Below are 25,393 nucleotides of genomic sequence, written 5' to 3' on the forward strand. Positions count from 1 at the left end.
ATCTGACGACCCTATTTCGCTTGTAAGCTTACTTTTTCAACTAAGTTTTTCAAGTATTCTACTGTAGGCTCAATAAAGGGGGTGAAACCTTTATAATCCGCCATGGGCTTAGGAATATCACTTAGAATCGAATAGGTTTGGTTCAACCATTCCGGTCTTTGGGCCAAATCTTTCATGGCCAGAAATTGCGTATTTAAGACGAATAAAATGGCATTACTTCTTGGCATACGATAGAAAAATTGTTCCTCTACACGTAGCCTTACGAGTTCACCCGCATTTTCAGCATGAACTAAATGGCGGGTCGGTCCCCACGTATCATGTGTCTCGTAGTTCACATCCCAACGGTTTGCCATCAAGTTCCAGTTAATCCTCGTCCAAGGCTCCCCTGGTAAAACATTCGTTAATAAGAATTGACGAACTCTTTCTGCTAGAGGTACACCTGTGCGTGATACAAAGGGAACAGGTCCGTGAATCTCGTCAAAGGTCATCCCTTTATTCCAATGGGGTGAGAATAAAGCGGCATAAGATTCTTGTGCGACTTCCAAATAGAGATTGTCATCTCGATTAACCATTAATACAAAGTCGGTAGCGAAATGACGGCCAATTAAATCAAGCGGCTCGAGTTCGATGCTTGATGCATCACCAAAGATGAAGGATTCCTGTTCATTTAAGATGAAGTTATGAAAAGTCCAATGATTCCCGTTTTTTTCTAACTTGAAGTGCTCGGGATGGGCTTCAACCGCCATCGTCATCAGCATTTCTGCTACTTCCCATTGCATTTCCATGGTATGGGGATAGGATTGAAATCTTACGTTAGGTTGTTCAATCAACAGTTCTCTTTTTCTTTTTATTTGTTTTGCATATTCTGGTGTGACTCGAACACAATTCATTCGGTCTTTATCCAGCTTTCTTAAATCATTTGAATACCGATAGTTGGAACCTTCTTTAATGTTATGAAAAGGATACGGGAATAGATCTAGATTAGTAGATTCAAACATATGAATTCCTCCTTTGATTTTAAAAAAGTTTGAAAAGAATAATAGAATCTCCAATAAATAATATTTTGAAATTTTATTATTGTACTTTCTATATTTGCAATAACTGTGCCAACTTAAAAACATGGGCTTTCTGCCGTTTTCACGTATAAATTCTAAAAAAGAAATTTCATTTTTGAAATTTCAATTCATTCTTGAAATTCTTAGCGGCTAGAAGGTCAAAAAAAAGGTCCATTTTTCCAATACATGATTGGATAAAATGAACCCTTTTCTCTATACCCACCCTCTCCATCGAACGGCCTCAGCCATCCGTCTGAGTCCTACCATATAGGCCGATAACCTCATATCTACGCCCCGTTGGAGAGACGTCTGATAGATCTGGTGAAACGATTGAACCAATATCCTTTCAAGTTTCTCATTTACTTCATCTTCCGCCCAGTAATATCCCTGATTGTTTTGTACCCATTCAAAATAAGACACCACGACTCCCCCGGCGCTTGCCAATACATCGGGGACAATGAGAATTCCTCTTTGCGTCAGGATTTCTGTTGCTTTCATCGTGGTAGGCCCGTTGGCGGCCTCCACTACAATTTTAGCTTGGATTTGAGGTGCATTCTCCTCGGTAATCTGATTTTCAATGGCTGCCGGCACTAAAATATCACAAGGTTGAACCAATAGTTCCTGATTGGTGATGCGGTTCGGAAAGAGGGTCGTCACCGTGCCAAAAGAGTCCCGCTTATCTAACAAGCTATCGATGTCCAACCCTTCCGGATCATACAAGGCCCCGTAAGCATCGGATATCCCCACTACCTTTGCCCCGGCATCATGAAGGAACTTAGCCAGAAAACTGCCGGCATTGCCGAATCCTTGCACAATGACCTTGGCTCCTTCAACGGCAATTCCCACGACCTTGGCTGCTTCTCGCATGACAATAGTGACTCCTTTGGCCGTCGAGGACTCCCGGCCAACAGACCCTCCCAGAACTAACGGTTTGCCCGTAATGAAGCCGGGGGAGTCAAATTCCCGTATATGACTGTATTCATCCATCATCCACGCCATAATTTGGGAGTTGGTGAATACATCAGGTGCCGGAATATCCTTAGTCGGTCCTACAATTTGACTAATCGCACGTACATACCCGCGACTCAAACGTTCTAATTCAGCAAAGGACATCGTGCGGGGATCACACTGGATCCCTCCTTTTCCACCCCCATAAGGCAAACCTGTAATCCCACACTTTAAACTCATCCAAATGGATAAGGATTTCACTTCCTCTTCCGTGACATCCGGATGAAATCGAATCCCCCCTTTTGTCGGGCCGACCGAATCATTGTGCTGGGCTCGATACCCTGTAAAGACACGAACCGATCCATCGTCCATCCGAACAGGAATGCGAACCGTTAATACACGAAGAGGCTCTTTTAGCAATTCATACGTTGCTTCATTATAGTTCAGCTTCTCAAGGGCTTGTTGAATAATATGCTGAGTGGATTGGAACAAGGAAGGGGCTTGTTTGGCTTCCTTGTTTTCTTTCGATATCGTGAGTGAGCTCATTTTATGCTTCCTCCTCTACGTCATCGTCTCCGTAAGTTTCCAGTACCCTTTCCCGACAGTCCAGACACTCTGAACGATTTCGTTCCCATGGCGCTAACTCCACATTACATCCAATACAACTATCTAATACCTCGATCATTCCTTTTTCCCCCTTTGACATTTTACATTTCATTTCTCTTAAGCTATTACTAGTGCAAGTACCGTGCCAACTAGAGCAGGAGCAACATTCACGGCCATATCGTATCTTTTCTCATATTTTAAGCCTCAAACTCTATCCGATCCATTCACCAACGCATACCCACATTCATTTTTGAATTATTTTCGCTTTCCTAATGGGCATTAAAAAAAACCATCGTATGCAAGAGTTGATCCCTTACATTGATGGCTTTTTTATGCTCAACTCTAGTCTTCTTTTATTCTACAAAGTTACAAAGCTTACCGATCTGCTCCACTTCAACCTCTACCAGATCTCCCGATTTCATCGGGCAACTTCCGGAAGGTGAACCTGTAGCCAACACATCCCCGGGTTCTAGGGTCATAACCTGGGAAATCCAACTGATAAGGAAAGGGATAGAAAGGGACATCTGATTCGTATTCCCATCTTGTACGACTTTCCCGTTTAACATGGTCACGATTCGTAGATTCGTTGGATCGATACCGGTCACAATGCACGGCCCTAATGGTCCAAACGTATCAAAGCCTTTCCCGCGTGTAAACTGAGGATCCGTTCTGGTAAGGTCTCTTGCCGTCACATCATTAAAGATCGTGCAGCCAAAAACATAATCCAGTGCATCCTCTTCTTTTATATTTCTTCCGCGTTTCCCTATCACAAGGGCCACTTCACCCTCCATTTCCACTTGATGGGTTAAGTCACTTGGGGGAAGCAAAACTTTTCCTTGATCCGGAATGAGAGAAGAGGTAGGTTTCAAGAACAAAAAAGGTTCTTTCAGATCGGCCTGGCCTCCCGTTTCTTTTGCATGTTCCGCATAGGTCCAGCCAAAGTTGACCACTTTAGAAGGTTTCACAGGCTCCAATATTTTCACTTCACTCCATTTTACCTTCACCCCGTCGTACTTTATCTCTTCGTTAACGAGGTCGGAAAAATCGCTCGACAACTGTAAAATGAGGTCATCCTCCACGATCCCGTAATAGATCCTCCCCTGTTGGTTCTGATAGCGAACGATTTTTTGAGTTCTTGTTTTTGGCAGAACCTGCATGCTATCCTCTCCTCTTTCAGCCTTTATTAAAAGCAAGAAAGGTTCAGCATCCCGAACCTTTCTTTTGTAGAGCTCCTTACCTAATAAATCTGACCTGCTGGCTGATGAGCTCGTATTGCTCTTCCTTCTTTTTATTGAATTCTATCTTATTTTGCTCAAAGATGTTATTTCCCTCGGCATCGATCGATACAATGAGAGGACCGAATTCATTTACTTCACACACCCAAAGAGATTCAGGCATGCCAAGGTCCTTCCAGTGTACTTCTTTGATTCGTTCCACCTTCACTGCCGCATACACCGCATTTCCAGCGGGGAAGACGACATGCAGCGCTTTGTGGGTTTTGCAGCCTTCTTCGGTGTTTTTCCCCATTCCACCTTTTCCAACAATGACTTTGACTCCCGTTTCTTCAATGAATTCCTTTTCAAACTTTTCCATTCTCATACTGGTAGTGGGTCCAACTGAAACAATCTCGTAATTTTCATTTCCCAGGTCTCTTACGATAGGACCCGCATGGAAAATGGCTTTTCCCTGAAGATCTACGGGTAAAGGCATTTTTTCTTCAATGAGTCTACGGTGAGCCACATCTCGGCACGTCACCAGTGTACCTGTAAGGTAAATGATGTCTCCGACTCGTATATCCTTCAAATCTTCATCTCTAATCGGTGTGGTTAATACTTTTTTGCTCATAGTGTTACCCCCTCATGAGTATTGATTTCATAATTTAGATTTCGATCAAACGTAATCTTTCCTCTTCTATGGGACCAGCAGCCGGTGTTTATCGCCACCCCAATCGTAGAAGGATGTCGGGCTGTATTGACCACATTGACACCCATGACGGATTTCGATCCTTTAAGACCCTGTGGTCCAAGGCCAATCGCGTTAATGCCATCCTCGAGTAGTCGTTCCATCTTGGCCGCATTTTCATTTTCATTCTGGCTTCCAACCGGTCTCATCAAAGCAAGCTTGGAGTTTAACGCTGCCGTTTCCACCGAAGTACCGATACCTACACCGACCAGAAGGGGAGGACAAGCATTAAGTCCGTAACTTGTCATACGGTCAAGAACAAACTTTACTACCCCTTCGTAGCCTTCACCTGGCATCAGAACGGTCGCCGTCCCCGGAAGCGTACAGCCGCCGCCGGCCATATACGTATAGATTTCCACTTTGTCGCTGTCTTCTTCAATTTCCCAGAAGATACTAGGCGAACCGTTCCCGATATTTTTCCCGGTATTGTATTCATCGAAAGTCTCTACCGAATTATGGCGCAACGGGGTTTCCTGGGTGGATTTATAGACACTATTTTTTAGAATGTTATCCAATTGGCCAATCAAGGGGAAGTTCTGCCCGCATTTGACAAAGAACTGCAGAACGCCTGTATCCTGACAAGAAGGTCTTTTTAACTCATAAGCCAGCTTCTGGTTTTCAAACATGGTTTGGTAGATGATTTTTGCCAGAGGGTTATCTTCTCCTTCACTCAACTCTTTCAGTTTATTTTCTACATCGTCAGGAAGCTTGTAGCTGACAAGGGAGATAAACTTGGACATGAGGGCAGTCATATTTTCTACTTGCTGTACTTTGTTGTTCATAGTAACGCTCCTTTTTTTGAGTGTAAAAGACGTCTTATTACCCATATAATAGATGGCCATAATCGCTTTCGCTATCCGATTCTTTCAGTACTTTTTACGAGTCTTCCATGTTTCGACTCTTCGATAATCCCTTTGTAACACGACCGATATAAAAAAACACGGGATTGGTGAAACCGCTTCGAAAGGGTTCATTACGCCTATCTAAGCTAAGTGATCGTTGTAGTGACACTCAATGTATAAAAAATTGCCTTAGTAGATATTTTAGAATAATTTTTTTAATAGAAAGGGAAGAAGATCGGTAACAAGATCATCCCTACGACGATGGATACGATAATTAATGGCACCCCAACTTTAACGTAATCCGTAAATCGATATCCCCCTAAACCATAAACCATGGTATTGGCTGGCATTCCGATAGGTGTTGCAAAGGCAAGAGAACCACCAATGACGGTTGCCATTAAAACAGCTTTGGGATCAGCGCCTATCGCACTAGCAATAGAAAGTCCTATCGGAACCAGCAGAGCGGTCGTTGCGGTATTGGACATGAAATTGGTCATCACCGCCGAGAGGACTAAGATCACAAATAAGAGAATGTAGGGGGAAGGGCTACTGCCCAAAGCTCCGATTAACGTATTGGCGATTAACGCCCCTGAACCTGATACATCAATGGCCTTGGCTAACGCGAGTGAACCTACAAATAACAGAATTGTATTCATATCGATGGATTTCATGGCATTCTTTTCAGAAATCACTCGTGTAGCAACTAAAACCAATGCCCCTACCCATGCGGAAATATATAATTTTACTCCAATTTGTTTCTCGAAGATCATCGCAACAATGGTTAATACAAGGACGATAAGAGCCGTATTCTGTTTCCATTTGGGTACGTTTGAATAATCCGCTTGCTTACTGTAAACCGAGTCCGTGTCTAGCGGATCGTCCTTACGATCGGGAAGAAACTTATAACCAATCAAGCTAAAATAGAGGATGCCGATTATAAGCATAGGTAATCCTACTTTTGCATATTCAAAAAATCCAAACTCCATCCCCATATCTTGAAGCGCTGACTGCGCAATCATATTCCCTGGTGCACCGATGAGACTCAGGTTTCCCCCCATAGCTGCGGCCAACACGAGAGGCAATAGCAGTCTGGATCTTGAAAAACCGGACTTCGCCGCTATACCGATAATGACGGGTATAAAGACCGCTGCAGTCCCTGTGTTTGAAAGAAACCCAGACATTAAACCCGTAATCACCATAACCGCAATGATTAACTGTCTTTCTGTTTTAGCAAATTTGGTTACGATCCCCCCTACCTTTTGAGCCATTCCCGTATCAAAAAAAGCAGCACCCACGATAAACATAGCCATAAAGAGAAGAACATTGCTGTCCACAAAACCAGCAAAAGCTTCGGCCGGTTTCAGTATTCCTGTTAAGGTGAGACCAACGGCCACCATCATAGCGGTAATGGGCAACGGTATTTTCTCCCACGCAAACATGATAATCGCAAAGACTAAGAAACATAACGTAATAACCCCCGGACTCATCAAACAACCCTCCCTTTTATTTCTTTTTGAAGACGTCTTCTTGTCTATAATAATAGGTTGCCGAAAACGCTTACGCTATCCGATTCTTTTAGTGATTTTCCTGTTCTATTCTTGTTTTCTTCCTTTTTAGCCCCTTCATTACTTTGCCAATATATAAAAAAACCTTGAAAGCTGAAACGGCTTTCAAGGGGCTTATCCTGCATATTTAAGCTAGATGAACGGTGAGTTAAAATCCTAGATCTAAAAAATCACCCTAGTAGATATTTTAGAAATCATTATTTTTTCTCTTCCATTTTTGCGATCTTGGTCAGACAATCATCAAGAGCCTTCCTAATTTCTCTCAGACTTTGATAATCTTCTTCATTCAGGCTTTTTTTCTCTTCTTGCTCGTTATTTCCTTGTTGTGCGAATTCCGATGGCTCCATTGTCTCTTTACTCGCCATGATGGTCTCGAATTCTTCCTCTTCCAGATATCTTTTTTCTCTTAACACACTGGGAGAAGATTCCTCCATAGACAGCTGTTTTCTGTATTCGGAAGGAGTTTTGCCAAAGCTGCTTTTAAATGCGGTATTAAAGGCTTTCACCTCGGAAAATCCATAGGACAAGGCAATATCGGAAATTTTCTCTTCGAGATCCGTAAGGGCATAGGTTGCTTCTCTCAGTCTGACTCTTGTCAGGTATTCATAGTAGTTGATCCCGAGCTGCTGCTTTACAATCTGGGAAATATAACTCTTATGATATCCGGATACCTTGGAGAGCTCTTCAAGGCTGATTTTATTTTTATAGTGACGATCAATATAGTGAATAATTTTATTCACTGCATCCGTTTTCTTCTTATTGCTCGCCATTTCCATGGATGAAATCTCTTTGGGCGGGAAATGTTTGACCAGCGTGGCCATGAGCTGATGCAGTAAACCTTCAACATAGATCTTTTCTGCCGGTGTGTTCCCTTCAATATGTTGAAGCATGTCGATGGAGAACCTTCTAATTTCTCTAAAGGAGGGATCATTTCTTGTCTTCCTGCTCGATATACAATTGAACTCAAGTAAATGGTAATCACGATAATAGCTTCGAAAGTAAATCGGATTAAGATGGATCACCATCGCTATGGAATTGGGCTTCCTGGCAAGGGTGGCATGTCCGACATTGGAATTGATCAGCATCATGTCATCTTCTTCTAAAATATAGTTTTCACCATTCAGGCTGACTTCAATTTCTCCCTTTAGAACCATAATCAGCTCCAGGGCATCATGCCAGTTGTAATGATAGGAACGTATATAGTATACATACTGTTTTACGTCAATATCTCTTTTGTTGTTTTTAAAGGTATAATACATAAGCCCCATTCTCTTCACCTCATGACCCGCTTTTTTCCTCTACGCCGATAGATAGACCTATATTACAATTAATTACGGAACTTATTCAACTTTTTCAGGGTTAGAGAGATATGTTAAACTGAATACTAAATTAAATTGGGAGGGGGATAATTGTGGACTTTCTATCTATCGTATCCTTTTTGGGTGCAGCTATAGTTCTTACCCTTATGCCTGGACCAGATAACTTATTCACCTTGGCCCAGAGCATAACAAAAGGAAAAAAAGCAGGAATTTATACTACCCTTGGGCTTTGTACAGGGTTACTAGTTCATATTACGACTGCGACCATCGGCATATCAGCCGTCATTTATCATTCAGCTATAGCATTCACCCTAGTGAAATATGCAGGAGCAGCATACTTGCTATTCTTAGCCTTTAAATCATTTACAGAAAAAAGTTCCAGTTTAAACCTAGGAATTGAGGACACTTTAAATTATGCGTCTCTATATAAAAAAGGCATAATCATGAATCTGCTAAATCCAAAAGTGTCTTTATTTTTCTTGGCATTTTTCCCTCAGTTTATTAGTTATGAAAATGGTAATGTTTCCTTTCAAATGCTTGTCTATGGAATTCTATTTCTAATCCAGGCTTTTGTCATTTTCACCTTAATAAGCATGTTTGCTGGCAAAGTAGGTTATTTCCTACGCAAAAATCCGACATTATCTACAAAAATTAATTATATTCAAGGGTCTTTGTTCACACTTATAGGGTTAAAGATGGCGTTTAGCGAAAAATAATAGCTATTATCTACACCCTTTTACACAGTGAAGCATCGCTAATGTAACACTAAAAAAAGAACAGGCATACGCGTGGCGTAGCCTGTTCTTTTTTTTACGATCCATTAACTACAATCGGCTCTTTTGGAACCCGCCCAAACGACTTTGCCATTCGTTTTTCCCAAAATGGAATAGACCATTGGATGAGTGGTCCTAAGAGAATAGCGATAAGGAAAGTACCTATGCTAACCGGTCCACCCATTAACCATCCAGCAAGCAGTACAGCTACTTCAATGGTAATCCGAGATCGCTGAATGCTCCATCCCCATTTTTCGTTGATGGCTAACATCAAACTATCACGCGGTCCCGCTCCAAGCCTAGGCGAGATGTACATTCCAAAGCCAATGCCTATAATTAACAGCCCTAGTAAGAAGAAAAGACATTGCTTCCCTATCGTCTTCCATTCAGGAACGATATCTAACCAAAGAAACAGGTCAATAAATGCACCGAAGAAAACGATGTTTAATACCGTTCCTAGGTTGGGCTTGATTTTAGCTATGAGGAAAGAAAGAATGATGACTATAGCCCCAACAATTTGTGTCCATATGCCAATCGTTAACCCAAACGTATAATACAGACCTATATGAAACGATTCCCAAGGAGCTACTCCAAGATTCGACCGAATGGTAAGAACGCTACCGAAAGCAATAACTACTAATCCTAAAAAGAACATGAAATAACGAACAAACAAGGTTTTATCAAAGGATTGCCTTTTCATTCTCCCCAAACTCCCCATTGTGATGAATTATATATAGTATAGGTTGATCATATAATCTATCATTCTATCATGCCTGAAGTTAATTATCAAAAAACACTTAAAAGCACCCCTCCATAGGGATGCTCTGTTTATTCACTTCAGGGATACCCCCTCAGGTAGGGGACTGTCCCTCATCACAAAGTAAAGTACGGAGTACTTTACTGTTGCCGATTAATAATAATCGATCTAAGTCCTTTAAAAAATACATACTGGCAATATACCGGGATGACCGCATTTCGACCTTTATGCTCCGCACTCCCTCAACTTATCTTTTAGGGCTCCCCCCTATTCCTCTACATAGGGAATCGTTAAGGGACCCAGCGGCAGAACGGCTACTGTCATGTCTTCCCCATACTTCTTTTTTAATTCTTCTAATGTTTGCTCTATATCGCTGGAGGGCTCAAACATAGCTTGTTTCACTGTCTCTGAAGGCAAGGAAGAATACACATGGACATCAGCCCAAACCTGAATTACCGCTTGCTTTTGCACCTGCCATTGATCAAAGACTTTAAAGGAAGGGTCATTAATCATCTGTAGAATTTCATGGGGGGTCTTCTGCATTCGCAAAATCTCCGCATAATTCCCGTGATTTGGCAAGCCGTCTATGCATTCTGCTGCACAGATAATCGTTCCGCCTTCCTTTACAATCTTGTGGGCAGCACTCATCCCCTTTACTGCTTGATAAAGATTTTGATCTAACGGATACCCTGAATTCGAGGTAATTACAACATCAAAACGATGGTCACAGCGAATCATAGCATGCTCTTTGGCAAAGGCGCAACCACGGTCATGCGCCTCGAACAACGCTCCAGCAAAAACTGCGGTAATTTCCTTTTCTCGATTAAGCGTGACATTCAACAGGAAGTCAGGGGGACACATCCGATTCACTTCTCGAGCCATGTCTTGTACCGGATTATCGACCATATTTCCCCAAGTAGATAAGGGATCCCCGATCATTCTGGCATTATGAAAGGTCATGATTGTTTCAATTCCGGCAATCCCAGGCATAATCCCTTTCGGTCCGCCCGAGAAGCCAGCAAAAAAGTGCGGTTCAATAAAGCCCGTAGCAATTTTAAAATCAGCTTCCACGTACTCCTTGTTTAAGTAGGCGTCACAGCCAAAGCGACTCTCTCCTACTTTCACCAGTTCGTCTCTGTTATGGCAGTGATGGTTGATGACTCTTATGTTATCGACAACCCATTCCCCAAGCATCTGAATGAATTCTTCCCGCGTTTGATCCCGGTGTGTTCCTGTCCCGTTAATGATCACAAAATTTTCAAGCGGAACGTGGGAAAGCTCCTTTAGCAGCCAAGGAACTAACTTATGATTGGGAGTCGGCCGGGTAATGTCACTAATAACGATGGCTACCTTGTCGGTTTCCTTCACTCTACCGCGAAGAGGCGCACTTTCAATAGGGTTTCTTAAAGCCTCGAGTACAGCCCCCTCTTCCTCTTCTAATCCCGGCAGATTTTTGGGCTCGATGATAACGGAATTTTCAGGCAGTTCAATGGATAGACCTTCTTTTCCATAAAGTAATGTCGTTTTCATAGTTGCCTCCTTTATGACCAGCTCGTTTCATCGCATCCGCTAACGACATGGACATGCTTACAATGCATTTTACATATTCGACAAAGGAGGGGAATATCCTCCCTTGTCCAACCCTTGCATAGATCAGGGTACGAGCGCTAGCTCAAAACTCGCCGGGTGTAATGAAATCAAGCTTCGTGACGCCGGGGTCCGAATTGTCTTTCGAATTACGAATGAAGTGGTCGAAGTCCTGCGGGTGGTTTATATCTTGAGCATCGAAAAAAGAAGTGATGACTTTGTTTTCAAGATCTCCTACATCGTTTTCTCAAAATGAAGCGACAGTCAAAAGAGGAGCTGAAATCTCTCCTTTCAAAAGGAACCAAGAGAATGATCCATATAGAGATGAATAACCACCGAAAAACAAGCCCAGTCTGCTGCCCAATGTCATTAAGTTAAGCTCAAAGACAAAAATGAAATCCAAAACGGCATAGGAAAAAGTCCCATGCCGTTTCTTTTTTTGTTTAAGCAAGGAAAAATGCGTACAGCAAACAAAGCGGAAGGAATATCCGCTTTAAAAATGTTCATGTGTAACGAATTATGCTACTCTGTAGACGAAGCTAACAGCTGATTTGCTACGGATTTTGCGCGTATTCGTTTGCTCTTGGCGAAGAGGTCGAATCGGCAAAATGTTTTTGCGAATCAGTGCTTCAACATCTGGCGGGGGTTCATCGTCCCGTGAGCGCAGGAAATGTCTACAAACGTGAACGGCAACCGTGAAGTTGACTTGGTATTGGTGCCGTTTATTCATTTGGGAAATGACTACGTGCGAGGTAATCATTCTTGCAAAATTGCATGATCATTCTTGCAAAAATCTCTTGGATGATGGACTCTTGTCTCTTTGCGTGAAAATGGGTCAGACCGACAGTGTATTTTAATGCCCTGAAAGAGGTCTCAATGCCCCATCGCATGTTATAAATAGACTTGATTTCATCCGGTGAGAAATCAACGGCAGAAAGATTGGTAATGACGGTTTCATATGTGTAATTAGGCAAGACGAAACGAACAACCCGAAAGGTAATCGGGTAAAATAAGTTCTCATGCAAATCCAAAAAATCAAATGTAGATGTGGAAGGGACGAACTTGTAAATCTCGGGATGTGCCTTGACCTCTTTGGTTTGTTTTTTGGTGAGTGTCAGATGAACGTCCATATCAAACTCTCCGCTAGAGGGCAAACGCAAGCCCGAAAGAATACCATTGGAATTCGTATCCTTTACCCGTATGACATAGTTCCACCCTTTCTGTTCAATATGCGCGAAATTGTTGTAACTTTCATAACCTCTATCGGCAGTAATAATGGTTTTGCCTTTGATGGGGGAACGGTCAACCATATCTGCCAATGCCCTTCCCTCATTGCACAACCTTCGTGGCTGAACAATGGCATCAACGTAAAGTCTGTTGCACAAATCATAGGCTGCGTTCAAATGCAAAAGGTTATAGCCCTTCGTGTTTGATTGACTTTGAAAATAGGTGTCGGTGTCCGCAGGATCAGTTGTAATATGCAAATCCGAACCGTCAACGGCAAGTAATCGATACCCTCTGTAGTCCTTGATATCCGTATACGATTGCGTAAATTCGTGAAACAAGAATTCCACAGCAGACGGCAGGATTTTATTCCTCTGTTGGACAAAGGCAGAAGTGGTTGCGGTGTTTACGTCATAGCCCTGCGACTCCAAGAGTTCCTTATATATGCTATTACCTCCCATTGAGATCAGGAGTTTCATAACCATTTCAAAGGACAGCTTTTTCTTCCGGGTAAAATCTTTTTCAGGGTTTTTGACATAAGGTGTTGGTGCCGCTGCCATTTCTCGTATGAGGGATGTCAGCGTTTTCTTTAGCGAGTTTGCGTACTCATTCATTGGCGTAACCTCCTCGTTTTTCAAGGGGCTTCGCCACACACTTTCACCTGTTTGTCAAGTTCTTTTTTCTTATTTCGTGCAAAAAAAAGAGCGGGCTATCTTTTCGATAACCTGCTCTTTACTTGATTTTTGATCTTGCACCTTAACTTAATGACATTGGGCTGCTGCCTGGGCTTATGTTTTACCACCGGAGTACCCACTCTCATTAATGACCAAGGACGGGGTGTGGCACGTAAGGTTCTTCCAGACCGGAAATTTCCTCAGCAGTCAACTGCAAAGAAAGAGCCTTCACTGCATCGTCTAGATGATGCATTTTCATTGCGCCTATGATTGGGGCGGTAACAGGTGTCTTCTGCAACACCCAGGCGAGTGCCACCTGAGCACGCGGAACGCCACGCTTTTCTGCAATTTCCGCTAACCGCTCTACTACTTTGCGGTCCGCTTCCATCGTAGCCGCATATAAATGTTTGCCGAATTCATCTGTTTTTGAGCGATAGCTCGTTTCTTCCCAGTCACGGGTTAGACGGCCTCTGGCAAGCGGACTCCATGGTATGACGCCTATTTTTTCAGATTGGCATAGGGGCAGCATTTCACGTTCCTCTTCGCGATATAGGAGGTTCAGATGATTTTGCATGGATACAAATCGGGTCCACCCGTTTCTTTCAGCTACATGAAGAGCTTTAAGAAACTGCCAAGCATACATTGAGGAAGCTCCAATATATCTTGCCTTCCCAGATTTTACTACATCATGCAGTGCTTCCATCGTTTCTTCTATCGGTGTGTTATCATCCCATCGGTGGATTTGGTAAAGATCAACATAATCAGTTCCTAATCTCCGAAGACTGTTATCTATTTCGGTCATGATCGCCTTTCGAGAGAGTCCCTTTCCGTTTGGTCCATGGTGCATCATACCATAAACCTTTGTAGCGATAACGATTTCATCGCGTCTAACATACTCTTTAAGAATCCGGCCTAATATTTCCTCACCGGTCCCATCTGAGTATACATTTGCTGTATCAAAGAAGTTAATGCCATATTCAATGGCTTGTCTGATAATGGGGCGGCTCATTTCCTCATTTAATACCCAGCCATGCGTTCCCCGCTCTGGTACACCAAAACTCATGCCTCCTAAACAAAGGCGAGAAACATCCAATCCTGTATGCCCTAATTTTACATAATCCATAATCTTCTTTCCCTACTTTCTATCGAGCATTTTTTGTAGTTCATCACTTTTACATTCTTGTTAAGTATAAATTGCACTCTGTTTCGATAAGGAATAAGATTATACCTCAAGTTTTCCATTTCCGGCTCATCTCTTCTAAATCTTGTTCTTTGAGTGAGATCCATAGATTGAGCGCATGGTCAAGCAACCTATGAAATCGTTCACTATACCCTTTATTGTATATAAAAGATGAGACAGGAAATGGTCTAGCTGTCATTATATATATTCATTCTTATTCCTCTTCAAACACCTTGTTAAATCCTTCCAAGAAACGTATTCTCTTTTATGATACTGATTAGTTTCCATATTTTCAATAATCAATCTTTAAAATCATATAGATATCCGTAATTTGGCGGGTGCTGTACTTGACATATAAATCGCTTCCTCTGGGGTGGCAATTCCCCACTCGACGACGTTTTTGACCGCATCTATTAATTTCAAAATGCTTCCTGCTAAACTCCCAGTTTCCAAGCGGGCGCATCCCATCTTTCACTTTTGTTCACTTCGGGGATACCCCCTCAGGTAGGGGACTGGCCCTCGTCACAAAGTAAAGTGCGGAGTACTTTACTGTTAGCGATTATGTGTAACTAGCTCTACGAGTCGTCTAGTCTTTATCTTACTTACTGTAGCCCATATTACTTCCCTCAGTCTTAGTTTATTTCTTCAAGCATCTCATTTTTTAAAAACAAGGCTCCATCTCAACCACGTTAGGTTCAGATAGAGCCTTTTCTTTTATCATTCTGATTCATGTCTAAAGCGTTCTAATAAAAAAAGATACGTTTTTTCCATCTCGGGGTAATTTGCCTGAATGTGATGATAGATCCGTTTGGCTATCTCCTCATCATAACCATGCGAGGTTTCATTCCGATCACGAAGCATTTGCAGCCATGCAGCCTCATTATCAATCCAGCGAACCTCAAAAGCTTTTTTCAGACACTCTTTCGGTGTAGTAGCCTCGATTCCCTCGGATGAAAGGAGTCGTTTTATGGTTTTCCAAAATAGCTCAATGCAAAATTCAAATCGATGAATGGTACCATCAATATACAGACTATTTGTGGGCGTCTCGTCTAAAGCTTCCTTCAACCGTTCAAGAGCCCTTCCCAAATTCGCTAGGCTTTGCTGAATCTTGGCTTCGTTCATAGAGTACCCTCCCTTCTTCTTCCACCCGTTTACGCAAAGCTTCCGATGCTTCCTCCCAAAGAATCACATTAATAGAGAGTAGGGTATTCGTTTCCTCCTTCATACGAAAAACAAAGTCCAACCAATCTACCTGAGTCATCCTACCCAATGTTGGCACACTACTAAACGAAGCTAACGATCTCCCCCGGGTTATGAGGAATAGAACATTTTGCTACGTACTTCTGCAGGAGAATCTAACCTTACTTTTCACCCAACTAACGACCCCATAAATAATAAGAAGTAATACCCCCACCTCGATAGCGTGGTCGGCCAAGTTAAGAATTCCACCAGAGCGAATGATAAAGTCTGTCACCTGCCCAAATAGGAATCTATCAATGCCATTTCCAATGGCTCCTCCGACTAGGAATCCAAAGCTACAATCGATGAGAACGCCCTTCATTTCTCCGGTTCTGCGGAAATATAAAACACCGATCACGAAAAACACAGCCACAACTCCGAAGAGTCGTGCATAGCCTGGAAATAATCCTCCTGCCATCCCGCTATTTTCGATATGTGTGAACTGTATTCCCCATAATGTAAAAGTTTCATTGATATCAATGTAAGCTCGAATAAGATATTTAGAAAGCTGGTCCATCACAATAACGAGGATTGCAATTACATAAAATAGCATGTATTGTCCTTCTTTCTTGCAGAATCATTTGCTCCTATCTATTAGTATAATGGATTGCTATTTTGAAAGCCATCAACGGAGATGTTACCGTAGCTCGGTGAATCCCCCAAAAAGCAAAAGCACCCCTCCATAGGGATGCTCTGTTTTGTCGTTTTTACTTTTTGTCAAACTTATCGCGGTCTTAGCACGTTCCATTCTTTCAGCTCTAACCTGCGAACTCCCTCGAGCACATGCGGGTCATTTTCAGCCATCTCCTGCGCTTCTTCCCGTGTGTCGGCGATGTAGATGACTAGGCCACCGGAGCCATCCGCGAAGGGCCCTCGGCCAAAGATTTTTCCTTGCTGATCCAATTGATCAAGATAAGCAATGTGGCGCGGCAAAACTTCCTTATTTTTTTCTGCATCAAGCATATGCAACATGGCTGTATAATAAGGTATTGGGGGTTCCTCCTTCGAATCAGACTAGTTACGATTCCAGACTACAAGCTTCATTTCCGTCATTTCCTCCACGGCATATTTCAACCCTTCTCGGCCAAATCCGCTTTCCTTTACCCCTCCGTATGGCATGTGATCGACACGGAACGTCGGGATATCGTTGATCATGACGCCGCCTACATGTAGCTTTTCTGCTGCATCCAAAGCCACATGCACGTTATCAGTATAAATGCCGGCTTGTAATCCATAGCGAGAATCGTTAACCAAATCCATCGCCTCTTCGACGGTTTCGACCTTGTTCACGAGAACAATCGGAGCAAACACTTCTTGGCAAGATACCTTCAGCGATGGATCAGCGTTCAAAATGACCGTTGGATAAAGGATATTGCCTTCTGCCTTTCCTCCAGTTGCCACGATGGCACTGCCCTGCTTCGCTTCCTCAATCCATTGAAGCGTTCTGTCCACTTCGCCTGGAGAGATCAGCGCCGATACATCTGTTTCCGGATCGAGCGGATTGCCCAATTTAAGCTGATTCGTAGCTGCGATAAACTTCTCTACAAATTCCTCGTAAACCTCCCGATGAGCATAAACGCGCTGCAAGGAAATGCAAACCTGGCCTTGATTGGAAAACGCCCCCGTAACACAGCAGGAAATAATTCTATCGATGTTTACTCCCTTGTCCACGATCACAGCGGCATTGGAACCAAGCTCTAGGGTTACCCGCTTTAATCCCGCTTTGTTCCGAATTCCTATGCCTACCGCCGGACTGCCGGTAAAAGTGATCATATTGACCCGATCATCCACTACAATCTGATCACCAACCACTCGACCGCTCCCCGTGATTACGTTCAACGCCCCCTTAGGCAAGCCAGATTGCTGCAGCAGTTCTGCAATAAAGAAGGAAGATAACGGAGTTTGAGAAGCAGGCTTCAATACGAGGGTATTCCCAGCAGCAATCGCAGGTCCTACTTTATGGGCAACGAGATTCATAGGGAAATTGAAAGGTGTGATAGCGCCTATCACGCCGATTGGCTCCCTGATTGTATAGCCTACTCGCCCTTCTCCTCCCCGTGCAGCATCCAATGGAATGGTTTCTCCATGAATGCGCTTCGCTTCCGCGGCGGCAAATTTATAGGTTTCAATGGTACGTGATACCTCTGCTTTTGCGGTGGTAATCGGTTTAGCTGCCTCTAGAGCAATCAGCTGTGCGGCTTCCTCCGCTCGCTCCTCGAGCAAACGGGATAGGGTTTCGAGAATCTGAGCGCGACGATGTGCCGGCAGCTTCGCCATCTCGTTTCGTGCCTGGTAGGCGGATTCGATCGCCTCTTGGGTTTCTTTCTCCGTGGCCACCGCGACTTCTGCAATCACTTCCCCGGAATAAGGTGAGCGCAAAGAGCTATAGGATTCGGTTTCCCGCCACTCGCCATTGATGAATAGGTGTTTCTTCATGAACATTCCCCTTTTAAATTACAGTATTCCTGCAGTTTGCTAGATAAACCACCATGTCCAAAGGGCTGACGAGCCTGTCGAGCCAAAAAAGAAAGAATCGTCTTGCGACGATTTACGATGTCGATCCATCCCTGCTCATAAAACCACTGATCGATGGCGTTATACACCCCTCGATTAACACCATACCGGGACTCACATAAGCGGATGAACGAGAGGTCCGGCATTTGAACATCTATCTCTATATTCATACCGCTGCTCCGATTAATAGAGAGCCTTTTACGTATTCCACATCTCTCTGGATCTGCGAGATCAAGTTTTCCAAACCGGCAAAGGACATCTCCTCTCGGACATAGCAACACACCTCTACAACAAGCCATTCGCCGTATATCATTTCATTAAAGTCAAATATGTGTACTTCATAATGAACCTGCGTTCCATCTTGTTGGATGGTCGGACGCACCCCGACGTTCATGATCCCGGCAAATGACCGCTCACCGTAAGTCACTTTTACACCGTAGACACCGTTTGACAGAGGGAGTTGTTCGGATTGGATATCCAAATTTGCCGTAGGAAAGCCGATCCTCCGCCCCAATTGATTTCCATAGATGACCTGACCTTTCAATGTACCAAATGTATCCTGCTTTCTCATCTCCACCACTTCGCTTACATGTAGAATAGGAATGCCGCATTCCGCCGATAACTTTTGGAGCTCGGCAACAGACGCCATTTCACCCTTTGCATTCAAGACCTCACAACAGTAGCCGATAGGCAAAGAAGAAGCCATTCTTGCCAGATCAATCACCGCTTCCACCACGCCGACTCTTTCTAATAATCCGTTATTTTTCCCTAACAAGGGAAAAAGATGTCCGGGTCTGCGAAAGTCCTCTGCTAGGGCTTCCTCCTGTGTAAGAGCCGAAATGGTATCCGCCCGTTCAAATGCGGAAATCCCTGTTGTGTTGGTCTTATAGTCGATAGAAAGGGTAAAAGGCTTCGCATAGGCATTCGTTCCTGAAGGAACAACCATCAGAGGAAGCTCTAGTTTCCTGGCCTTGTCTTCCGTCAGGCAGACCGAAACCAATCCTTTTCCGATTTTCGTCATGAGATTGACCTGCTGGGGAGTGACCTGGCTGGCAGCTCCCACCAATTTACCCTCCCCTGTATTTACGTCGTCAATGAGAAGGACCAATTCTCCCTCCTTCATGACGTGAAGTGCCCGTCCCGCTGTTTTGGTGATCATGCTACTCCTTCCCCCTTCCTCTTCGACTTATTTTAAGGCTCGCTGCATATGCACGACTTCCTGCGCAAGTTGCTTGACACGTTCTACCACATCCGGGTCTGTCAATTCATTTTGCTTGTTAAAATGGTCATTATGAGCATAAACATAACCGGGTGCCACAAAAGCGCGGAAATATCCGGCAATCGGCTTTAGCTGGTTCTCAATGACCAGATAATGCTGATAGGTTCCCCCCGTCGCCACGAACCCCATGACCTTGTTGCGAAACACCTGCGGCGGGATTAAATCAAACAGATTCTTCAATGCTCCCGTCATCGATCCTTGGAAAATCGGGGTCCCGATCACATAGAAATCAGCAGAAGATACCAAATCTATCACTTTCTTTGTATCCCCCGTATAGGTAGCTGGATCCCGCCCATCGCAAAACTGGACGTCATACTCCTTCAGATCAAGAAATTGCACCTCGATATCCGCGTTGTCCTTCTTGATTTCTTCTAATAAGTTTTGAACTACCACCCGTGTTTTCGAGCCGGTGATCGTACCGGAAATCCCCAATACTTTCATATTCCTTCCTCCCCTTCTTTATCTCATAATGAACGGATCTGGCATCGGTTCCGACGACGTGTTGATCCAAACCACTTTATCTTCCGTGTATTCATAAATAGCATCGTAACCGCTTTCCCTTCCATAGCCGCTCCAGTGAGAGCCTCCGATCGGGGCAATAGGAGAAATGCTGCGATACGTATTCACCCAGACGATTCCTGCCCGAACACCTTTCGCTACGCGGTGAGCTTTCGCTAAGTGATTGGTCCAAATTCCAGCGGCTAAACCATAGTTGGTGCTGTTAGCCATCCGAACCACTTCTTCTTCGGTCTCAAAAGGAATCACGGTCAGGACGGGGCCAAATATTTCTTCCTGGGCAATGCGAATCTTCGTATCGGTATGCTCAAAGATCGTGGGCTGGAAATACCAGCCTTTGTTCAGCGCCTCAGGCCTCTTCCCTCCGTAAACCAAGCGCGCCCCATGTTCATGGCCAGCTTGCACATAATATTCCATCCGCTTCACCTGACCCTCGGTGGCCAGAGGTCCCACTTCCGTTTCAGGAGCTAGGGGATCGCCAATGACAATCTTGGAGGCGCGATCCACAACTTTTTCCAAAACCCGGTCATATATGCCTTTCTGGAGAAAAGCCCTGGAGCCCGCGACGCAACTCTGTCCTGCGGCACCGAAAATCCCTGCGATAATCCCCATGGCCGCACTATCCGCATCGGCATCATCGAATACGATATTCGGAGACTTTCCCCCAAGCTCTAACGTCACACGGGCAAAGTTCTGAGCGGAATTGCGGACCACGTGCCGCGCCGACTCGGTTCCCCCCGTAAACGCGATTCGTCGAACCAGAGGATGACTGGTCAGCGCGCTTCCCACGGGATCACCGAATCCCGTCACCACATTTACGACCCCAGGCGGAAATCCGGCTTCTTCAATCAGCGGAACCAATTCCAGGAGCGAAGCCGAGGTGACCTCAGAAGGCTTAATGACCATCGTATTTCCAGCCGCTAAGGCAGGTGCCAGCTTTAAGGTTGTGAGATATAGCGGGGAATTCCAAGGGGTAATCGCGGCTACAACGCCTAATGGTTCCCGCGTCGTAAAGGCAAACATATCGGGTTTATCGATGGGGAGCGTTTCCCCATGGATCTTGTCCGCCAATCCCGCGTAATAATAGAAGAATTCCGGCAGATACTGCAGCTGTCCGCGCATTTCCCGGATCAATTTCCCATTGTCCAGCGTTTCATATACGGCCAAATCCTCTACTCGGGCGGCAATCAGATCGCCCAATCGCCTTAATAATTTTCCTCGCTGGGTGTAGGTGAGGGAACGCCAGGAAGCATGCTCGAAAGCATCTTGTGCGGCTTGGACTGCCCGATCCACATCCGCTTCCGTTCCCTTGGCTACAAGACACCAGGGCTCTGCGGTTGCGGGATTATAGCTTTCAAAATATTCTCCACTACTCGATTCGACCCATTCCCCATTGATATACATTCGATACTTTTTCAGCTCAGCCATGTTGACTCCCTTCTTCCTTTACATGTTTGTAAATGATCAAGCAAGATCTGATTCAGCTGCGAAACCGCCTCAATCGGAAGCATGTGCCGTATGCCTTCCAATACCTTGACCTGGGCATGGGGAATTTTCTCCGCCATGATCCTTGCCATCTCAGGGGTGGATCCTCCATCCAACTCCCCTGTAACGACTAAAGTGGGACATAAAATCTGGGGAAGCTGCGGATAAAGCTCCTCATCCGCTGTTGCGAACACGCGATAGGCCGCCAAGTAAGCATCAGGCTGATTAGACTGCAAGCGGTGGCGAATCCTTTGAATCACTTCTGGATATTCATCCATAAAGTCGGTAGTAAACCATCGTTGAATGGCGGCATCAATGGTGGTGAGGTGACCTTTTTGTTCTACTTCTTGCACTCGAGAGAGAACCGCCTGGCGCTGTTCGCCCGTTCGATTGGTCACGGAACTGACAATCACGAGCGAGATTACCTTTTCCGGAACCTGTGCCGCAAAGGCTTGAGCTACCAACCCTCCCATGGAAAAGCCTACGATATGGGCTTTCTCAATGGCTAAATCCGCTAGCAGATGATCCAATTGCTTCACAAATTGATGGATGTGATAGGGACCGGGAGGGCTGGCCGACAGGCCATGCCCCATCATGTCATAAGAGATTACCCGGTATTCCTTGGACAATGCTTCCATCTGCTGAGCCCAAATGGTGGAGTCTAACCCGACACCATGGATCAGGATAAGGGGTTCGCCTTTCCCTGCTTCAAGATAGTGAGTGGTTTTCTCCATATTATTTCAGACCCATTTCTGCCATATCCTGATGGCGATCGCCGATGCGTGGGAAAGGTCTCGCTCCTGTAGAGGCACCAATCGCGACGACGATTTCGTCTGCACGCGGGGCATCTGGGATATTCACATCGAAGGTAATATAATGAGAACGCTTGGATTCATCATTTTTGTGAACCAGCGGAAGCGTTACATAAGTACCAGGGCCTCCTCGCTTATTCGTAAAGGTAAGAATGCTTGTTCCTTGTACAGAATCGCGGAACTTATTTCCAAATCGGAAGGTATGGATCAGAGCGGAAGCGTGCTCGATCTCTCCATCCACCCCAACGACAGCCGCCTTTCCAAATGCCTCCACCTCGTCCGGAGAATCGATGACCTCAAAAAGCTTCTTGACTAGCACATCGCCTAAATCCGGAGCGCAAGCTAGAATTTCCGGCTTCAGGTCTTCCACGAAGCCTCGTCCGTGCCAAGGATTTTGTAAGACCGCAACAGTGGCGATATTGCGAATCGGGACCTCTAGTTCTCTTCCTCCCTCAGACCAAGTTTCCTCTACAAACGTATACACCTTGCGAATGTTCAACATATTCCTGTCTCCTCTCATATATGTGTGATGTTTTCTTAGGACTTAAATCTTGGCATAACCTCTTCGGCAAACAATTTGGTGCTGCGCATGATCTTTTCATGGGACAAACTTCCATGATTAGTCCAAAGCAATAGATTCTTGATGTTTAACTCTTCCTTCAGTTCCTGAATCTTTTCGGCAACATAATCCGGTGTACCGAACAATAGATTCCGAGGGTGCAAGAAATCGTAGCTTAATTCCGTTCCTGGCTTTAACTCTTCACCCGGGTCGAGCAAATTACCTAACCCTCTCCAGTGGCAAATCCAGCGGTAGGTATGCATAACCGCCTCCTCTGCATCTCGGCGGGCTTCTTCCATCGTTTCGGCTACATAGCAATCGCGGACTAAGGCAAGCCCTTCACCCAGCTCAGCTTGCGAGCCTCTCGCCTTCGAAAGCGTCTCGCGGTAGAGTTCAAAACGAGGCTTCAATTCCTTCACCGTTGGCATCCAGAACATGCCGTTTACTTGATGCTCCGCAGCCCATTGAATCGACCTTGGCGTATCGATTACCTGCCAGAGTGGAGGATGAGACTTCTGGTAAGGCGGAGGCATGATCGACATCTTTTGAATCACGCCATTCTCCATATCCATGTAGTCCGGAGTTTGAGGGCTTAAGGGGTGATTCCATTTCAATCCGGCAGCTGGAAACTGATAGAATTCTCCTTGGTGGGAAAAGAACCGCTCCGATAAAGCCTTCTTTAAGATTTCATACGTTTCTTCAAATAAGGCGCGGTTTTTTTCCTGATCTCGAGGATCCGCGTGCTGATTAAGATTCATCGCTTCGCGGCCATACAGTCCACGTCCGATCCCTACCTCTACGCGCCCTTTGCTCATTTGGTCAAGAAAGGCGATATCTTCCGCCAAACGCAGCGGGTGCCAGAAGGTAATGATGTTGGCCGCCTGGCCAATGCGGATATTCTTCGTACGGGCCGCGATATCGGCACCCATCATGATCGGATTCGGCACCAGCTCGTAACCCTCATGGCCGAAATGATGCTCCGTATACCATATCGAATCAAAACCGGCCTGATCGCAATACACCGCTTGCTCTCTCGCTTCATCTAGCACCTGAGCGAATTCTTCATGTCTGCCAGGACCCGCCAAGTTTGCAAATATTCCAAATTTCATCTTTATACCCCTTTTCTGAATTTAATCCCTACCGTATCCCTTGCACGTTGCATGTACCATGTACCATACAAGGAACGTTTATAGGTCTATGATAACGGTCTCAATTCCATCTGTCAATATCTTTGTTATTATCAAAAAACTTTAATTGAAAATACTTCCCTTGGCAGAGTGCTGACTGTCGATTCCCCTGCCAAGAGCCTTATTTATAGGCACCTTACTTGTTATACAGCTCTGCCTTCATGATTTGGATGAGTTTAACCCCGCTTGCCTTCACATGCTCTCTCATCAACTGTTCCGCCCCTTGGATATCCTGATTTTGGATCACCTCCACAATTTTTCGGTGTTCTTCGACCGATTTTTGCAAGCGTTCGGGCTGCCCTAATGTTAGATAAACAAATCGCTTATACGGAAGCTGATTAATCAGTAAATTAAAATGGTAAAGGAGCTTGCTGTTTCCCGATCCTTTGAGTATCGCTTCATGAAAGCGGTCATTGGCTTCTACATAACCATCAATATTCCCCTTACCTACCGCTTCTTCCATGCTTTTGAACGCACGGATAAGCTCCGTCCTCTCCGGAATGTCGCCTCTTTCCGCCATCAAACCGGCCGCAAGACCTTCCAACGACTCCTTCAACTTAAACAATTCCACAATTTCCTTTTCCGTTGGCTTCGTCACGCACGTTCCAACACGTGGAATAATCTCCACTAACCCCTCTTGCTGAAGCTGTTTGAGAGCCTCTCGGACCGGAGTTCTGCTTACCCCTAGCCTCTGCGCCAGAGCAGTTTCAGAAAGCTTTTCTCCCAATTCAAACTCTCCGGATACGATTGCATTGCGGAGTACGTTTGTTACTTGCGTATGAATACTTTCGGTGGAAACGGAAAGATTCATGATACCACCTGCCTCTCTGCCTTCTCTGCCATACACCATGTACCATACCAAAATAAAGTTATATTATTCATGATATTTTCATTCCAACCTGGAGTCAATCGTTATTCCTCCTTTTCTTTTTCCATGGCCAAAAAGACTTCTTGGGCCACTCTGAAGCTATCTAGCGCCGCAGGAACACCGCAGTAAATAGCCGTTTGTAAAAAGACCTCTCGGATCTCTTCCTTTGTCACACCATTATTGAGGGCTCCACGAACATGCAGCTTAATCTCATGCGGTCGGTTGAGGGCGGTTAGCATAGCCAAATTAATCATGCTGCGGGTTTTTCTCGAAAGATCTGGTCGGGTCCAGACCTCCCCCCAACAATATTCGGTAACCAGTTCCTGCATCGGCCGATTGAAATCGGTTGCATTTTTCAATGATTGATCCACATACTCCGAGCCCAAAACCGCACGGCGGACTTCTAAACCTTCTTCAAATCTTTTGGAAGTCATTCTCCCCA

At 44.7% G+C, this 25,393-nt stretch carries 30 protein-coding genes; 2 read left to right on the forward strand and 28 right to left on the reverse strand.

Annotated features, from left to right (window positions below; all coding sequences use genetic code 11):
- Positions 1-11 precede the first annotated feature (11 nt).
- The 8 genes from EIZ58_RS28365 to EIZ58_RS28395 form a co-directional block, all read right to left on the reverse strand.
- Positions 12-998, reverse strand: a complete 987-nt coding sequence (locus EIZ58_RS28365; RefSeq protein ID WP_167578024.1) for a heme-dependent oxidative N-demethylase family protein — start codon at positions 996-998, stop codon at positions 12-14.
- A gap of 270 nt (positions 999-1,268) precedes the next feature.
- Entirely contained in the window at positions 1,269-2,549 is a 1,281-nt protein-coding gene (locus EIZ58_RS28370) for a Glu/Leu/Phe/Val family dehydrogenase (protein ID WP_134704356.1), read from the reverse strand.
- A 1-nt stretch (position 2,550) separates the two neighbouring features.
- On the reverse strand, positions 2,551-2,688 hold the full coding sequence (locus tag EIZ58_RS33905) for a hypothetical protein (protein WP_167578025.1): 138 nt from the start codon (positions 2,686-2,688) through the stop codon (positions 2,551-2,553).
- Positions 2,689-2,962: 274 nt separating this feature from the next.
- Entirely contained in the window at positions 2,963-3,766 is an 804-nt protein-coding gene (locus EIZ58_RS28375) for a fumarylacetoacetate hydrolase family protein (protein ID WP_134704357.1), read from the reverse strand.
- A gap of 76 nt (positions 3,767-3,842) precedes the next feature.
- Positions 3,843-4,454 (reverse strand): L(+)-tartrate dehydratase subunit beta, encoded by a 612-nt coding sequence (gene ttdB, locus EIZ58_RS28380; protein WP_134704358.1) that lies wholly within the window; start codon positions 4,452-4,454, stop codon positions 3,843-3,845.
- Entirely contained in the window at positions 4,451-5,353 is a 903-nt protein-coding gene (ttdA, locus tag EIZ58_RS28385; protein ID WP_134704359.1) for a L(+)-tartrate dehydratase subunit alpha, read from the reverse strand. Before ttdA ends, ttdB begins: the two co-directional genes overlap by 4 nt.
- 275 nt (positions 5,354-5,628) lie before the next feature.
- Entirely contained in the window at positions 5,629-6,900 is a 1,272-nt protein-coding gene (locus EIZ58_RS28390) for an SLC13 family permease (protein ID WP_134704360.1), read from the reverse strand.
- A gap of 275 nt (positions 6,901-7,175) precedes the next feature.
- Entirely contained in the window at positions 7,176-8,246 is a 1,071-nt protein-coding gene (locus EIZ58_RS28395; protein WP_134704361.1) for a helix-turn-helix domain-containing protein, read from the reverse strand.
- 143 nt (positions 8,247-8,389) lie between these two features.
- Here EIZ58_RS28395 and EIZ58_RS28400 point away from each other — a divergent pair, with 143 nt between their 5' ends.
- Positions 8,390-9,013: a LysE family translocator gene (locus tag EIZ58_RS28400; RefSeq protein WP_134704362.1), complete on the forward strand. Its 624-nt coding sequence runs from the start codon at positions 8,390-8,392 to the stop codon at positions 9,011-9,013.
- 94 nt (positions 9,014-9,107) lie between these two features.
- Here EIZ58_RS28400 and EIZ58_RS28405 read toward each other — a convergent pair whose 3' ends face one another.
- Both EIZ58_RS28405 and larA read right to left on the reverse strand, forming a co-directional pair.
- Entirely contained in the window at positions 9,108-9,770 is a 663-nt protein-coding gene (locus tag EIZ58_RS28405) for a YczE/YyaS/YitT family protein (RefSeq protein ID WP_134704363.1), read from the reverse strand.
- A 324-nt stretch (positions 9,771-10,094) separates the two neighbouring features.
- Positions 10,095-11,357: a nickel-dependent lactate racemase gene (gene larA / locus EIZ58_RS28410; protein WP_134704364.1), complete on the reverse strand. Its 1,263-nt coding sequence runs from the start codon at positions 11,355-11,357 to the stop codon at positions 10,095-10,097.
- A 103-nt stretch (positions 11,358-11,460) separates the two neighbouring features.
- On the opposite strand from larA, the gene EIZ58_RS28415 reads away from it, so the two are divergent.
- The gene (locus tag EIZ58_RS28415) at positions 11,461-11,670 is read left to right on the forward strand and encodes a hypothetical protein (protein ID WP_134704365.1); all 210 of its coding nucleotides are present in this window, start codon (positions 11,461-11,463) and stop codon (positions 11,668-11,670) included.
- Between the two features lie 261 nt (positions 11,671-11,931).
- Here the strand turns inward: EIZ58_RS28415 and EIZ58_RS34220 are convergent, their stop codons facing one another.
- From EIZ58_RS34220 to pcaC, 18 genes are all read right to left on the reverse strand, one after another.
- Positions 11,932-12,144: a hypothetical protein gene (locus EIZ58_RS34220; protein WP_205672381.1), complete on the reverse strand. Its 213-nt coding sequence runs from the start codon at positions 12,142-12,144 to the stop codon at positions 11,932-11,934.
- Positions 12,137-13,252 carry an IS4 family transposase gene (locus tag EIZ58_RS28420; RefSeq protein ID WP_205672383.1) on the reverse strand — a complete coding sequence of 372 codons (1,116 nt, stop codon included), beginning with the start codon at positions 13,250-13,252 and terminating at the stop codon, positions 12,137-12,139. The genes EIZ58_RS34220 and EIZ58_RS28420 overlap by 8 nt, the downstream gene beginning before the upstream one ends.
- 205 nt (positions 13,253-13,457) lie before the next feature.
- A complete protein-coding gene (locus EIZ58_RS28425; protein ID WP_134704366.1) occupies positions 13,458-14,435 on the reverse strand; it encodes an aldo/keto reductase in 978 nt (325 codons plus the stop codon).
- A gap of 349 nt (positions 14,436-14,784) precedes the next feature.
- A complete protein-coding gene (locus tag EIZ58_RS28430) occupies positions 14,785-14,967 on the reverse strand; it encodes a hypothetical protein (protein ID WP_205672385.1) in 183 nt (60 codons plus the stop codon).
- A gap of 242 nt (positions 14,968-15,209) precedes the next feature.
- Positions 15,210-15,614, reverse strand: a complete 405-nt coding sequence (locus EIZ58_RS28435; RefSeq protein ID WP_134704367.1) for an HI0074 family nucleotidyltransferase substrate-binding subunit — start codon at positions 15,612-15,614, stop codon at positions 15,210-15,212.
- Positions 15,562-15,771 carry a hypothetical protein gene (locus tag EIZ58_RS33910; RefSeq protein WP_167578026.1) on the reverse strand — a complete coding sequence of 70 codons (210 nt, stop codon included), beginning with the start codon at positions 15,769-15,771 and terminating at the stop codon, positions 15,562-15,564. The genes EIZ58_RS28435 and EIZ58_RS33910 overlap by 53 nt, the downstream gene beginning before the upstream one ends.
- Positions 15,772-15,825: 54 nt before the next feature.
- Complete coding sequence (gene lspA / locus EIZ58_RS28440) at positions 15,826-16,284, reverse strand: signal peptidase II (protein ID WP_134704368.1); 459 nt, start codon at positions 16,282-16,284, stop codon at positions 15,826-15,828.
- Between the two features lie 170 nt (positions 16,285-16,454).
- Positions 16,455-16,721, reverse strand: a complete 267-nt coding sequence (locus EIZ58_RS28445; RefSeq protein WP_134704369.1) for a YciI family protein — start codon at positions 16,719-16,721, stop codon at positions 16,455-16,457.
- Between the two features lie 24 nt (positions 16,722-16,745).
- Entirely contained in the window at positions 16,746-18,173 is a 1,428-nt protein-coding gene (locus EIZ58_RS28450; RefSeq protein WP_134704370.1) for an aldehyde dehydrogenase family protein, read from the reverse strand.
- A complete protein-coding gene (locus EIZ58_RS28455; RefSeq protein ID WP_134704371.1) occupies positions 18,164-18,415 on the reverse strand; it encodes a hypothetical protein in 252 nt (83 codons plus the stop codon). The genes EIZ58_RS28450 and EIZ58_RS28455 overlap by 10 nt, the downstream gene beginning before the upstream one ends.
- Complete coding sequence (locus tag EIZ58_RS28460; RefSeq protein ID WP_134704372.1) at positions 18,412-19,404, reverse strand: 3,4-dihydroxy-2-butanone-4-phosphate synthase; 993 nt, start codon at positions 19,402-19,404, stop codon at positions 18,412-18,414. The genes EIZ58_RS28455 and EIZ58_RS28460 overlap by 4 nt, the downstream gene beginning before the upstream one ends.
- A gap of 27 nt (positions 19,405-19,431) precedes the next feature.
- Positions 19,432-19,965, reverse strand: coding sequence for an NADPH-dependent FMN reductase (locus EIZ58_RS28465; RefSeq protein WP_134704373.1), 534 nt, complete (start codon positions 19,963-19,965; stop codon positions 19,432-19,434).
- A gap of 18 nt (positions 19,966-19,983) precedes the next feature.
- Positions 19,984-21,468, reverse strand: a complete 1,485-nt coding sequence (locus EIZ58_RS28470) for an aldehyde dehydrogenase (RefSeq protein ID WP_134704374.1) — start codon at positions 21,466-21,468, stop codon at positions 19,984-19,986.
- Positions 21,456-22,259: an alpha/beta fold hydrolase gene (locus EIZ58_RS28475; protein ID WP_134704375.1), complete on the reverse strand. Its 804-nt coding sequence runs from the start codon at positions 22,257-22,259 to the stop codon at positions 21,456-21,458. Before EIZ58_RS28475 ends, EIZ58_RS28470 begins: the two co-directional genes overlap by 13 nt.
- Before the next feature lies 1 nt (position 22,260).
- Entirely contained in the window at positions 22,261-22,839 is a 579-nt protein-coding gene (locus EIZ58_RS28480) for an amino acid synthesis family protein (protein ID WP_134704376.1), read from the reverse strand.
- 35 nt (positions 22,840-22,874) lie between these two features.
- Positions 22,875-24,005 carry an LLM class flavin-dependent oxidoreductase gene (locus EIZ58_RS28485; RefSeq protein ID WP_134704377.1) on the reverse strand — a complete coding sequence of 377 codons (1,131 nt, stop codon included), beginning with the start codon at positions 24,003-24,005 and terminating at the stop codon, positions 22,875-22,877.
- Between the two features lie 214 nt (positions 24,006-24,219).
- Positions 24,220-24,945, reverse strand: coding sequence for a GntR family transcriptional regulator (locus EIZ58_RS28490; RefSeq protein ID WP_240689447.1), 726 nt, complete (start codon positions 24,943-24,945; stop codon positions 24,220-24,222).
- Positions 24,946-24,995: 50 nt separating this feature from the next.
- Positions 24,996-25,385 carry a 4-carboxymuconolactone decarboxylase gene (gene pcaC, locus EIZ58_RS28495; protein WP_134704379.1) on the reverse strand — a complete coding sequence of 130 codons (390 nt, stop codon included), beginning with the start codon at positions 25,383-25,385 and terminating at the stop codon, positions 24,996-24,998.
- Positions 25,386-25,393: the final 8 nt, after the last annotated feature.

The sequence above is a fragment of the Ammoniphilus sp. YIM 78166 genome (assembly GCF_004522215.1).
GTDB lineage: Bacteria > Bacillota > Bacilli > Aneurinibacillales > RAOX-1 > YIM-78166.